The organism is Kordia sp. E, from assembly GCF_056033805.1.
Genome location: NZ_JBRASR010000002.1, coordinates 858,366 through 872,379, shown reverse-complemented (window position 1 = coordinate 872,379; position 14,014 = coordinate 858,366). Strand labels below are relative to the sequence as shown.

Annotated in this window: 9 protein-coding genes; 2 read left to right on the top strand and 7 right to left on the bottom strand. The window is 33.4% G+C overall.

Annotation, left to right across the window (positions count from 1 at the left end; all coding sequences use genetic code 11):
• Positions 1-16: 16 nt before the first annotated feature.
• Positions 17-1,246, top strand: coding sequence for a hypothetical protein (locus ACUUYC_RS06920; RefSeq protein ID WP_474264864.1), 1,230 nt, complete (start codon positions 17-19; stop codon positions 1,244-1,246).
• A 331-nt stretch (positions 1,247-1,577) separates the two neighbouring features.
• Here ACUUYC_RS06920 and ACUUYC_RS06915 read toward each other — a convergent pair whose 3' ends face one another.
• The 3 genes from ACUUYC_RS06915 to ACUUYC_RS06905 all read right to left on the bottom strand — a co-directional run bounded on the left by ACUUYC_RS06915 (position 1,578) and on the right by ACUUYC_RS06905 (position 4,784).
• The gene (locus tag ACUUYC_RS06915) at positions 1,578-2,783 is read right to left on the bottom strand and encodes a glycosyltransferase (RefSeq protein WP_474264863.1); all 1,206 of its coding nucleotides are present in this window, start codon (positions 2,781-2,783) and stop codon (positions 1,578-1,580) included.
• 395 nt (positions 2,784-3,178) lie between these two features.
• Complete coding sequence (locus tag ACUUYC_RS06910; RefSeq protein ID WP_474264862.1) at positions 3,179-4,432, bottom strand: oligosaccharide flippase family protein; 1,254 nt, start codon at positions 4,430-4,432, stop codon at positions 3,179-3,181.
• 73 nt (positions 4,433-4,505) lie between these two features.
• On the bottom strand, positions 4,506-4,784 hold the full coding sequence (locus tag ACUUYC_RS06905) for a hypothetical protein (protein ID WP_474264861.1): 279 nt from the start codon (positions 4,782-4,784) through the stop codon (positions 4,506-4,508).
• 142 nt (positions 4,785-4,926) lie between these two features.
• On the opposite strand from ACUUYC_RS06905, the gene ACUUYC_RS06900 reads away from it, so the two are divergent.
• The gene (locus tag ACUUYC_RS06900) at positions 4,927-6,996 is read left to right on the top strand and encodes a tetratricopeptide repeat protein (RefSeq protein ID WP_474264860.1); all 2,070 of its coding nucleotides are present in this window, start codon (positions 4,927-4,929) and stop codon (positions 6,994-6,996) included.
• Positions 6,997-7,021: 25 nt separating this feature from the next.
• Here ACUUYC_RS06900 and ACUUYC_RS06895 read toward each other — a convergent pair whose 3' ends face one another.
• From ACUUYC_RS06895 to ACUUYC_RS06880, 4 genes are all read right to left on the bottom strand, one after another.
• Entirely contained in the window at positions 7,022-7,534 is a 513-nt protein-coding gene (locus ACUUYC_RS06895) for a hypothetical protein (protein WP_474264857.1), read from the bottom strand.
• 163 nt (positions 7,535-7,697) lie between these two features.
• Positions 7,698-10,151, bottom strand: coding sequence for a DUF4114 domain-containing protein (locus tag ACUUYC_RS06890; RefSeq protein WP_474264856.1), 2,454 nt, complete (start codon positions 10,149-10,151; stop codon positions 7,698-7,700).
• A gap of 258 nt (positions 10,152-10,409) precedes the next feature.
• Positions 10,410-12,986: a DUF6923 family protein gene (locus tag ACUUYC_RS06885; RefSeq protein ID WP_474264855.1), complete on the bottom strand. Its 2,577-nt coding sequence runs from the start codon at positions 12,984-12,986 to the stop codon at positions 10,410-10,412.
• Between the two features lie 319 nt (positions 12,987-13,305).
• Positions 13,306-14,013 carry a LytR/AlgR family response regulator transcription factor gene (locus ACUUYC_RS06880; RefSeq protein WP_474264854.1) on the bottom strand — a complete coding sequence of 236 codons (708 nt, stop codon included), beginning with the start codon at positions 14,011-14,013 and terminating at the stop codon, positions 13,306-13,308.
• Position 14,014: the final 1 nt, after the last annotated feature.

Below are 14,014 nucleotides of genomic sequence, written 5' to 3'. Positions count from 1 at the left end.
AAAAAAATAAATTAGAATGTATTCAAAAGTGTTTGTCAAATTATGTTTAGCATGTATTGTATTTATAGGGTTTTGGAGTTGTTCGGAAGCTCCAAAAACCATAGAAACGATAGAGTTTTCCACAGAGTATAAATTCAATTCACAAATTCAAGAAAAGCTAGAAAAAGATACGTTAGCTTGGAAACATCAAATTTCAGCTTCAGCCTATGCAACAAAAGGAGATTATAAAAACGCTTTGTTACAATGGGATTTGGCAATGCGTGGACGCGAACGAAACTATACAAAACAACAGATAGATTCATTACAAGCGATTTATTCTATGATAAATGCAAAGGATTTTATTGTTTCGGAAGCTGCGAAAAATCAAGTAGTGATTATCAATGAAGCACATCACAATTCTATGCATCGTGCTTTTACAAAATCCTTATTAAAAGATTTATATGATGTTGGATACAGATATGTAGGATTGGAAGCTTTGGGTAATGGAGTTTATTTAGATCCAGATTTAAATAAAAGAAAATATCCTATTCAGAAAACAGGAAATTATATTAAAGACCCACAATTTGGCGATTTGATTCGAACTGCTTTGGAACTTGGTTTTACAGTATTCCCGTATGAACAAACAAGTAATGCAAATGGAAAACAGCGTGAAATCGCGCAAGCAAAAAACATTCAAAAAGTCATTGAAAATGATCCAAAAGCAAAGTTTCTAATTCATTGCGGATTTGATCATGCGTTGGAAGGAACACATCGTTCTTGGGAAAAAGCAATGGCAGGAAGACTTAAAGAATATACAGGAATTGATCCGCTAACAATCAATCAAGTTATGTATAGCGAAAGAGGGAATTTGAAATATAATCATCCAATGTTGAAAGCATTCGAGATCAAAACACCTTCAGTTTTACTTGATAAAAAAGAGAAACCGTATACATATACACGAAGAGAAACGTGGTCAGATATTGCTGTTTTTCATCCAACGACAATATATGAAGACAACAGACCAAATTGGCTTTTTACCAATGGAAATCAAAAAGTTGTCGTTGATTTAAAAGCTATTGAAATAGAGTTTCCTGTGATGGTTTTAGCGTATAAAAAAGGAGAAGATATTAAAATTGCTGTTCCTGTTGATATCACAGAAGTTGAAACAAAATCTTCGGTTTGTACGTTAGGTTTGAAAAAAGGAAACTATGAAATTGTGGTTACTAACGGAAAAGAATCTGTGAAGTTTTTGAAAGAAGTAAAGTAGTTTTGTTGTTACAAAGTAGATTCCGCAATAAATGCGGAATGACAAAAGTGTTTCTAAGTAAGATCTCGATACAAAATTTCATACTGAAATTCCACTTGATCTGACGGTTTGGAAAAAGATTCAAGAGTATAGACTCAAGACTTTTCTGATGTCATTCCTGCGTAGACAGGAATCCAAGGTGTTTCAGAGTAGATTCCGCAACAAGTGCGGAATGACAAAGCGTAAAAAGAGAAGAAAAACCTAGTTACGTTATACTGAACTTGATTCAGTATCACATAACAGTGAGAAACAATTTAAAATTCAACATTTAGAATTTAGCATAACAAAAAGTCTAACATCTAAGAACGGAATTATCCAAAAGCTTTCCCGCCATAATCGCTTCAAATTGTTCCAGATACATATCAGTTATACGTTCCATAGGAAATGCAGTAGCGGCTTTGTAATTGGTTTTACCAAGGGAAATTCTATATGCATCGTTGGTTACAATTGCTTCAATGGCAGTTGCCAAGCTATCTACGCTTGTAGGTTCAAAAAATTCTCCTCTATAACCTTCATCTTTTACTAGCAAAGCTAAATCGCCCAAGTCTGGCATAACAACCGCTTTTCCGTAACTTCCAGCCTGATGTAAAACCCCAGAACTTCCAGTAGTAGCTGTATACGGAAATACAACAACCGCACTTTCGTTGAATATTGTTGCAACGTCTTCTTCTTTAACATAACCTGTAAATGTTAATTGCGGAACGTGTTTGTATTGCTCTTGTGCGTTTGCCAAATATCCTGGTACATTTGGGTTGTCGGTTCCTGCAATAACTATTTCTAAATCGAGTCCTGAAGTTCTGCGAACTTTTTCCACAGCTTCAATCATAGCTTCTACTTTTTTGTAGGTTCCAAATTTTCCAAAAGCCATTACTTTTAATGGTCCATCTGGTAAATCAAAAGATGGTTCTTGTGCAATTTCAAACGTTCCATGTGGAATCATGGTTACGTTATCTGCTAAGTATTTGGCTTCCAGTACATCTACATATTTCTGCATGGTTACAGCAACAGTATCTGCTTTTAAAAGCAATCTTGTTAAGTTTGCTCCAATATAACTATATGTTTTTTGTAATAGTTTATTTGAGGTAAATCCTGCGCTTTTCAAATCAACTTCTTCCAAGATATTGTGTAATAAAACAATGTTAGGAATTCCTTTGATTTTGCAAACTAGCGGAAGCATCAAACCTAAGGCTGCGGCTACTTTTTTGTCACCAAACTTCATAAACTGCAAGTTGAATAAAACAGCATCTGGTTTTGTTTGGCTGATTGCTTTGGTTACCGAAAATAGATTTGTATAACTATTAAACTTCCAGCATTCCTTCACCGTAATTTTACAACCAGCTTCTGAAAAGTTCAAATCTTTAGCTTCAGGTGTCGCATCTGTCAACAAAACGATTTCCGTAATATTTTCCTTCTGGCGAAAGCTTTTCACTAGGTGATATGCGTATTCGTTTAAGGTTACTTTACTTGGTGGATATGCTGTTACGATTGCTAACTTCATGAGATCTAGTTTTTTAGTTATAGTACAAATGTGCATTTTAAACCTCTGAAAAATAGACGAGTTGTGCCGAAATGCGAGTATGTTTAGATGAAAGGTAAATAGGTTTAGATTTCTTTTTTTAATGATTCAAGAATATAGAATCAAGAGTCAAGACTTTTCTGATGCCATTCCTGTGAAGACAGGAATCTATGGTGCTTCAAAGTGGATTCCGCATCAAGTGCGGAATGACACAAAATTTCATACTGAAATTCCTCTCGATCTGACGATTTAGGAATTAGATAGTATCCATCATACTGAACTTGATTCAGTATCACATAAGAGTGAGAAAAAATCTAAAAGCGCAGCGGTCTAAGAGATTCCCGCCTGTGCGGGAACAAGTCTAAAAGCAAAGTGGTCTAAGAGCGAAGCGATCCATTTTTATTCTCAAAGAAGAAAAAAGACAATTGAACAATCAATAATAAAACCATCGCAATGATCTGCACATGTACTACTTGTGCTAAACTTTCATGGAAGAAAACAACTAATACAATTTGAAGCATTCCGAAGATTCCAGAAAGTACTACAGGAATGTATTTGTCTAAGGATAAATAGTAATATGCGAAGATATTTGAGATTGCGAAAATTCCTGTCGCCAAAGCATATTTCCATAATAATGGTGTAATAGCAAGGTAACTTTTACCAAATAATAAGGTTACAATTTGTGTTGGAAATAGTACGCAACCAATAATAATTATAGTTGCAATTCCACCAATATAGCTTACATATTTTAGTAAAATTGGAACTGTAGATTTTCCTTCTTTTTGCAATTTTACAACGGTTGGTAATAATAACATTACAAACATCCAAGCGATGAAATAGACAACGCGCCCAATTAATGCCAAAGAAGCATATAATCCTGCGTCATACGATTCAAAATAGTGTTTTACGAGTAAGATGTCACTGTTGTTTATAATGATTTGTGTAAGCTCATAAAAAGCGGTAATGATAAAAAAGTTGCGTACCAATTTACTTTGTGTTGCGTTTAATACGTTTTTAGTTTTGAAGGAAATATTTTTGAATTTAAATGGAATCAATCCGCATACAAAAGAAGCTAAAATTCCAATAGAGATGATCAAAGAAGATTCTATTTGTAAAAAATATAACAATGCTAATGTGATCAGTAATCGGCTTATCATTTCTGCCTGATAGGTTACAGAAAGTGATACTAATTGTTGTTTTCCTTGAAAAACTCCTCTGTTTACACTCATGATGAAATACAACGGAATTCCTATTCCGAAGGCAAGAAACATGCTTGATGATGAGGTTTTGAAAAACAATTGTAATTCGCCAGCAAAAAAGATAATCAAACAACCTAAAACAATTCCTGTACCTACTGATTTCTTGTACATATTGGAAACAAATGCTTTGAAAACGGTTGCTTCAAATAGTACAGAAAATTTAGCGGTAACCAATTGAAATGTCATCGCAACAAATGATAATACTAATAAAAAAGTAACCAATACGGCAGCATCTGCGAATTTTTCGGGTCCTAAAATTCGACCTAATAGTAAATTGTAGACATAGTTTCCACCATTTACTATGATGCCACTGAGCATAAATAAATGTGCTGTAGTAAGGTTACTTTTTATTTTTTTTGCGATTGCGATCATGTTATTATTTAATTTTTTTAAAAAAGGTAGTTAGAAGATATCTCACTTCTCATTTCTAAATACTCACTACTATTTAAGCAACTTGCGAGCAATTGAAATCTTGATATACATCTTTGCAACCATTTCCGATGACAGAAAACATTTTGTGACTTCGTAATGCAATTGCTGTTATTGTTTTGATTCCTTCTAAACCTTCGTGATCAATTTCGTTAACACCATCTATATTTATAACTACATTTTGGTGTTGTTCAATGATGTATTCGAAGTGAATGATAAATGATCTTGTGGTAGAAGAATTTAATTGTCCATTTACTAAAAAAGTTCCGTTTTGTTGTGTGATTTGTAAAGCCATTTTGTTGAGTTTTTGTGATTAATACTGACACAAATATCCTCGAAATACCACGAAATTAGGCGCATTGTCGGTGAGATTCAATTTTGTTGCGATGAATGATCGGTAGCTTATGCTTACCTTACAATTGTCTAAAATTAAGAACATGAACACAAAATATATAACACTTTTTTCGTTCCTATTACTAAGCGTTTTTTGCTTCTCTCAGAATATGAAAGAAGGATTTACCTATTTAGAAACCGGAAAGTATCCGCAAGCCCAAACCTTCTTTAAAACAATTTTGGAAGAATATCCAACAAATAAAACTGCACGTTTGTGTTATGGACGCGCTGTTGGACTGAATGGCAATTCTGCGGAAGCGAAAAAAATCTTTTCAAGCTTAGTAAAAGACTATCCAACTGATTTTGAAGTGAAGTTGAATTATGGCGAATCTTTATTATGGAACAACGAGTTTAATCTCGCGAAAGCGTATTACCAAAAATTAGTGAAAGAAGACGCTAAAAGTTTTCCAGCATTGTTAGGTTTTGCAAATACGTTGTCCAACTTACAAGAATACAAAGAAGCTCTGAACTATGTGAATAAAGCATTGGAAGTTTCTCCAGGAAACCCAAACGCGTTGACTTCCAAGAAATACATGTATTTAGGATACGCGTATAAAAAGCAGCAAGCGCAGCAGTATACAGAAGCAGAAAATATATTGAATGAATGTTTGTTTCTTTTTGTGAATGATAAAGACGCATTGTTGAACTTGGCGAATTTGTATTTGATTATGGATGAACTTGATAAAGCGAAAGCAACTTATAATGTATTGCTTGATAGTTCAAAAAATGTTTCAGATAAAGTAACTGTGTTAAATGGTTGGGCTTTGATTGAACATTTAAAAGGAAAAGAAAGTTTGGCACTAAAAACAAGTCAATTGGCGTATGATAGTTTGGGAGAAAATATAGATGCTAGTGTAATTCGACAGACAAAAGAGCGTTACATTCAGGCATTAATTTGGAATAAAAAGTATAGAAAAGCTACACGTTTGATTGATGAGTTGATTTCAACACAACCAAGCGAAAACTGGGTTTTAGCATTGCGCGCAACCTTAAATGTGTACAAAAGTAATTTTAAAAGGAGTTTGACAGATTACAATCATATTTTGGTAAATGATTCTATTTCGTTTGATGGAAACTTAGGAAAGGCTAATGTGTTAAAAGCATTAGGTCGTTATGATGAAGCAATCGCTGCCGCAGAAAAGACGCTGACATTTTATAATAATCAGAAAGATGCGCTAAACTTCATAAATGAGTTAAAAAGAAAATTTATGCCTTTCTACGAAGGAAAAACCTCGTATACATTTGATAATGGTGATAACAAAGCGTTTTTGGTACAAAATACGGTGGAATATCCGTTTTCGACACGTTTGAAACTACTCGGAAACTATACCTACAGAACTACAAATAATACCATAACCAATAACAAAGCAACTTCACATGCGCTTTCGGCAGGCTTGGAATATCAATTGTTGTCAAATATGACTTTTAAAGGAACTTTTGGGTTTACGACTGCAAAAGCAGAAACGAACAATTTTACACAGTTGTTGGCAGATGTTTCATTGAACATAAAACCATTTAAATTACAAACCTTAGATATTGGGTATACCCGTGAAATTCAGAGTTTCAATGCTGATTTATTAGATCGTGAAATTGTACAAAACAACTTTTATGCGAATTATAATGTGAGTACAAATTTTAATCTTGGTTGGTTTACGCAATACTATTACACTTCGCAAAATGATAACAACTCCAGACATTTATTGTTTACATCTTTGTATTATAATATTTTGAGTAAACCATCTTTAAAAGTAGGCGTAAACTATCAATACATTACGTTTGAAAAGCAAGTTCCTAGTATTTATTTCAGTCCAGAGAAATTTAACGCTGGCGAAGTTTTCTTAAACTTGATTAAAGATGAAAATGTTACTAAACCAAAAGAATGGTTTTATGAACTTACAGCTGCCACAGGTTTACAGTATATTGAAGACCAGGAAAGTCAGAGTACGTATCGTTTTCAGGGGAAATTAGGCTATAAATTCTCCGATCGTTGTTTGGTAAATATTTTTGGAACACGTAGTAATATTGCTTCTGCAACTGCTGCCGGATTTACGTTTACGGAAGTTGGTTTTAGGTTGAAGTGGTATTTTGATGGGAAAGCTAGGATTGGGAAGTAATTTACATGACTTATAATAGGCTATTTTAATAACCAATTAAAAGTATTCCGCTAAGAGGAAGTTTAATCCTATTGCTTGTGTACATTGTTTCTAAAAAGATTCTTATTTTATCAAAATCTTTATTATTTCTATAATTATTTCTAACAACAATTACGAGATATTCAACTTCATACATCATTGAAGCCTGGAAAATGTCTTTTAGGAACTGATTATTAACAACGGCTCTTCCTGCTTCTACTTCAATTACAATTTTTCCATTATTAGAAACAGCATCAGCATTAAAAAACTTGTCAATGCTATTATTTAAACCATATAAGACAGGTACTTTAATTTTATCTTGATCCTTTTTTCCTTTCTCAACTGTAAAATCAGATAATTCTAAATCTTTTCTAACAAATTCGAGAACTTCATTACTTGGAAATGTGTGATTTTCGGAAGTAAACTTTGATGAGTTTTTCTCAAAAATTTCAATCACTTCAATTAGAGAATTTGTCATTCCTTTAGACCTTGGGAAAAATTGAAAGTTAATTTTGCTCATAAATTTATTATTATAACCTTTTAGGTTGTTAAATGTACGATTTCGTAATCAAATAAGTGCAAACTAAAAAAGGCAAAAGAATCACTTCTTTTGCCTTTCACCATTAACCAATTAAATTATATCTGACATAATTAATAGAATAAAAACGACCAGATGAAACAACCTACTGTACTATGAGTTTTATCGTTTTATAAGTTTGTTTGGAACCTATGATTTTACAGAAATACAATCCGGAACGCCAGTTTTGGCGGTTTAGGGGAAATACGTTTGAACCATTTTTAGTAGTAATCTTTGTCTTATATACTACCTTTCCGACTTGATCATACACTTGCAATTGTACGTCCTCAGATTGTTTTGCTGTAAAGTGAATATTTGTTTGTGATGTCATTGGGTTTGGAACTGCTAATAACTTGCTAGCTTCTGGTGTAATTTCGAAGGGTTCCACACTTAATGTACTTTCCATACCAAAAGCAACATTGTTTACTTGTGTACTAAATGGAACATAACTGTGATAATCTCCTTCTAAAGAAAATACAATGGTTTTTACGTCTGGAATTGTGCCAGGGTTTCCACTACTATCAACAAAATCATTAAACGAAAGTGTATATTCCGTTTCTGTTGTATTTGCTGGAATTGTAGTTCGCAAGCGATTGTTCCAATCTGTTAATCCTTCTTGCATTAATATAACCTCAATAGGTTGTGTATTTAGAATAGTAAATTGAAGCGCTTCATAATTTGATACGTCTAAAGTTTGGTCTCCAGGAAGTACATGTCTGAATAAATTAATAGTTCCTTTTGCTTGTCCGCTTACGCTAGGTTGCCTTTCTATTTGATAGGTATCTTCAGTATAATCAAGATCGTTATTTTCAACAGTGAATGCATCTACAGTTACGTTTTCTTCTAGATAATCAATTCCCCAAGGACCATCAGCCAAATACAAAGCATCTTGTTGTGAAGAAGCATTTGTACTTAGTGATACTCCAACATCAAATAACTGTCCAGTTGTAATAATTATGTTATCCGTCCAAGAACCAGTCAATGTAACATTTTGTGTCATCGTAGTACGTTCTGAAACTTCTGTAGCGGCTATGCTTGCATTAAACGTAGCTGTGGTTGCATTGATTCTATTAATAATATTTAAGTGCACATTTCCATTTAAATAGTAACCAGAACTTACAAATACTGGCGGAACTACATCGTCTACGGTTAGACTATTCAGAGGTTTTTCCAGCGTAAGCGTATCAATAATATGATTACTAATAGCAAATACTTGAGAAAATGAACTTCCCCATATTTGAAAATTGTAATAATTCCCTTCAGGATATTGTGCAATGTTCCAAAAACTATACAATTCATTAGCCGTTTCACCTAACTTAATCGAAAAGCTTAACGTATATTCTGTTTCGCCAGTTGCCCTTTTTAGTTTAGAACTTATGATTTGATGACCTCGAACAGTTACTGTTCGTACATCTTCTAAAGCAGAATTGTTCAATCGGTCACAAATCACTTTAGTATGATCATAAACCAAACCTTCTGTAGCAGTTGCTAATACTGCTGAAACTCGTGTATTACTTTTGTAAATATCTACAGAAAATATTTCCAAAGCATTTGTAATTGCTAATAAGTCATCTGGACTTGATAAGTACGCAGTTTCTGTTCCGTACATTCCTGTATCTGGTAAATACGTTTCTAAATTTGTTCCATCTTCTGGGTTTTCTGCTGCATACGTTTGTTTGTTATAAACGGTTTGAAATTCTCTTTCATTAAGCGTAGCACCAGTTTGCTTACGCTTAAAATTTCTTTGCGCAATTAAATTTGCCAGTTTTCCGTTACTTTCTAAACCTCCATCATATGCCGAAGTTACATTTGATGAACTTTCTACATCAGCATAATTGGTTGTTTTTAGTGCTATATATGGGTTTGCAGTAACATAAAAAATTGCATCGTTAAAATCATTATCACAAGAACCATAATCGCGACGGATATCTTCAAAACCGAGAATGATACGTTCATTGGCATCATCATTTAGTAATACATTATGATAGCGTAATTCTTCTTGTGCTTCTGGATTGTAATCTGGATTGGAATATAATTTCCATAAACCATAACCAACAGTACTTGCACTAGAACTCCATGCATTTGCTAGTAAAACCCAACCGATTCCTGTACCTGCTGGAAATGTTCCTATTTTTACTTTATCGCCAACTTGCAATCCGCCACCGCTTCCTAAAGCAGAAGCATTTGGAAAGATGATTGTAATATCTTCATTGTTTGGTGGAGTTGGAGATGGATTATTAATATCATATGTGTAAAAGCCTAAAACATTTCTATAACCAGCTCCTTCACTAACAAAAGTTACCCAAACATCTGCAGTTTGATTGATTTCTAAGTTAGTATCGTAACCAGATGAAATATAATGTGGATTATAATCAGGAACTGGATAACTTTCTGGAATAGAATTACTAATCATTTCTAAAGTTTCGATAGAAACATTATCTCCTGGGATTTCTAAGTATAGAGGTGTTCCATTAGAAGTATAATCACCTAAATATTGATAGTTTTGCGCGTTAATTGTTGCCGCTGCAAATATGCTTAAAAGTAGTAGTAGTTTCTTCATAATATTTGTTGTTTATATCACAAAGCTATGGACTGAAAATTGCTAAAAGTGCAATTGTCGGTATGATCAGTTTACCTGTAGACGAGATGCAACTTCCTTCTGATTAATCATTTTTCATATGTTTGCTAAAGTTATTGAATACAAGTGGTTAGTGTAATTTTAATGAAATTAAAGAGAGTGTTTTCCAAGCAAAAAGGCAAAAGAATCACTTCTTTTGCCTTTCATCATTAACCAATTAAAATTACTATGAAAAATTACCTACTTTATCATGAGTTTTACTGTTTTATATGTTTGTGTTTTGCTTTGAATTTTACAGAAATACAATCCGGAACGCAGGTTATTTCGGTTTAGGGGGATTTTGTTCTGACCGTTTTCAGTTTTAACCCTAGCTATATAAACTACCTTGCCTACTTGGTCATAAACAGATAACTGTACGTCCTCGGATTGCTTTGTTGTAAAGTAAATAGTTGTTTGAGTATTCATCGGATTTGGAATGGCCGACGTTTGTTGTATTTCTTCTTCAAAATTTGTGATACTTAGTGTGCTTTCCGTTGAGAAATATACTTGTGATAAATTCATCGTTTTTGTTACTACTTGTCCGTTTTCGGAAGCCATTGTAAATACGATGGTAACAACATCATTTAATTCAATTTCTTGACCCGTTGAAGCGCTAAAGCTAGAAAGCGGAATGTTGAATTGCTGCTCTGTACCAGTCAATGCAATGTTGGTTTTGTATTGTGCTCCCCAATCAGAAATACTTGCTTTTACAAATGTTATTTCTAAGTTTCCAGTTCCACTAGCTGTCAAATTGAATGTATCATAATCTGAAACATCAACTGGCTTGAATCGTGGTGTTAATGCTCTGTATGCTGCAAAGTATGTACTTGTAGTTGCATTTACAGAAACGTTTCTTTCTATTGGAAATGTGTCCGCATCAAAATAGTAGTCGTTGGCCGAAACTGTATAATCTACTACAGTTGTACTTGCTTCCGAATCGTCAACTCCCCAAGGTCCATCAGACATAAATAAATCGTCTGGTGTTGCAATTCCGTCTCCAATTCTGAATCCGATATCAAATAAATTCCCTGTAGGTACTTGTAAGTTGGTAATGTAGTTTCCGCTTAAATCTAATGATGATGTTGTATTTTCAAAATCACTTGTTTCTGTCGTTCTAAAACCTGCATCAAAAGCTACATTATTTGTTGCGTTTGTGTTTATGATTTGTAAATCTAAGGCGCCATTTTCATATTTTCCTTTTCTCACAAAAACTGTTGGTGGCGTTGATAAATCATATGCTGAGATTGGTTTTTGAACATTTAATAAGTTCAATACTTCTTCTCCTAAAAGATATAAATCATCTAATGAGTTTGACCAAATTTGAAAGTTGTAGAATGTAACATCACTTTCATACGTATCTAGATTCCAGTGACTTTCCACTGCAAAATTAGCATCGTTATTTACAACTTTTGCTGAAAGACTTAATACAAATTCTACCGTATTATCTGTATTTCTGATGAGTGATTTTATAAATTGTTGTCCGTTAATGTCAATTGTTGATACAGAGATTAATTCAGCGCCAAGCAAACGATCACAAATATATTTTGTGTGTTCATATACTCCATTTTCAGTTTTTAAAGCGATGATAGAAGCCACAGAAGCATTGTTTCTTATATAATCAACTGAATAAATTTCTGTAGCGTTTGTAATAGCAACCAAATCAGTTGGAGTTGATTCTATAGCTTGATCTTCGTTGATAATAGCTAACGGAACAAAATCTGGTAATGTAAAACCGTTTTCACTAGTTTCTGCGTAAAATTGAGATCTTGTTACACGTGGTGCATTATTTTTATCGAATGTAAAACTTGTTTTAGCACGATTGTAATTACGTTTGTTGATCGCATCTGATAATCTTCCATTACTTTCCAATCCACCTTCATTTCCTCCTGAAGTTTCAGGTTCTATTACATCACATTCACCATAACCTGAACATGAAGGATCTTGACAGTCAATTAAACCATCTCCATCATCATCAATTCCATTATCACAAATTTCTTGTAAAACTGGCGCTGTAGGACAACGTGCTCCGTCATTACTAGCACTTGAAGGACCAAATGCAAATAAGTTAGAAACCATTCCATTACTACCGTTTAAATCTTGAACAGCTTGTATTACATAAATAGTTCCTGTTTGATTCGCTGATACATAAAAACGCCCTGAAGCATCAAAATATACAGCTCCGTATGTGTAGTTTAAGTCAGCTAAGATTGGCACAACACCTAATGATTGTACATTATTTGTTACTGGATCAATTCGATATAATCTATTAGAACTTTTTTCAACCGTGTATAACATATTATCAACAGCGTTAAAAGCCCAATCGTGTATGTTTATATTTTGAGATAGAGTTTCTGTTCCTAAATGTTGTGTATATGTAGGAGAGTTTGGATCTAGGTCTATTTTGTAGTACGTTGTTCCACCACCTTTTAAGTGATATACTCCAGTAGCACTTACATCACCAACATATCTGTTTGAAGATGGTAATTCATCTATATAGAAAGAAGTTGTTTGGAAATCTTGTCCAATACGGACAATTGTTTTTGCAGGCGAACTTAACGATCCCCAAATAAAACCATCTGCAGGATTGTATGCTGCTGCATTGATGTTTCCTGGTGTTACGTCTTCGGCAACTAAATAAGAGTTTCCAGATGCTAAATCTATAGAGTATACATCATTATACTGAAATAAGTATGCGTCGTATACACAATTAAATGGATCGTTTTGAGCGTTAGCAATAATAGTGGTACATATGCTTAAAACTAGTAGTAGTTTCTTCATGATATTAATTATTTATATCACAAATCTAACTTGTTGGAAATGGTAAAAACCTGATTGTCGGCGCGATCATTTTAAGTGTAGACGAAATGCAATTTACTTAAGATTAACCTTTTTATGCTAAAGCAGAATGTTAGACTTTTGGATGCGCTTTGCTTTCAGAATATTTGATTTTTTAGAAGCTTTATACGTCAAGCTAATCTCGATACAATTTTTCTTCATTTCATTACGAAAAACCACTCGATTTGACGTTTTGTTAGAAGAGAGAATTGACATGTGAAAAATAAACTCTTGCCCTCGCAGGAATGATAAAATGATAGTTTTAGAGCAAATCCAAACGCTTCATCAATTCAGGTCGTTTAGAGCGACTTACAGGAATTACGTCTTTTTTGATTAAGACACTATTGTCTTCAATGTCAATGATTTTCTTTAGATTGATAATGTATGAACGATGAATTTTTAAGAATAACGTATCAGGCAGTTTTTCTTCAATTTTCTTTAACGTAGAATGAACTGTGTAGTTTTTGTCTTCTGTTTTAATGTGAATGTAATCACCTTTCGCTTCCACCAAATAAATACTAGGAATATCAATTTTTATTAAGCGACGATCAATATTGATGTAGAAATCATTTTCAAGCAAATCATCATTTGTGGTTTCAGAAGTTTTACTTTCCATTGCTTGATGTTTTTTGGCTTTATCAATTGCCATTTTAAAACGACTTGAAGCAACAGGTTTTAATAGATAATCTACAATGCATTCGTACTGAAAAGCTTCAATTGCAAACTTTGGATCCGAAGTTGTCAATACAATGCTTGGTGGATTTTTCAACGTTTTTACAAAGTCAAACCCTGTAAAATCAGGCATATGAATGTCTAAAAAGATAAGGTCTACTTCATTTTCATTTAAGTATTTAATAGCTTGCATTGCATTTGGAAATTCTTCTACAACATCAAGATAATCAATTTCATCACATAGTGTTCTGATAATTGTCCTTGCCAGCTTTTCATCATCAATAATAATACAATTCATC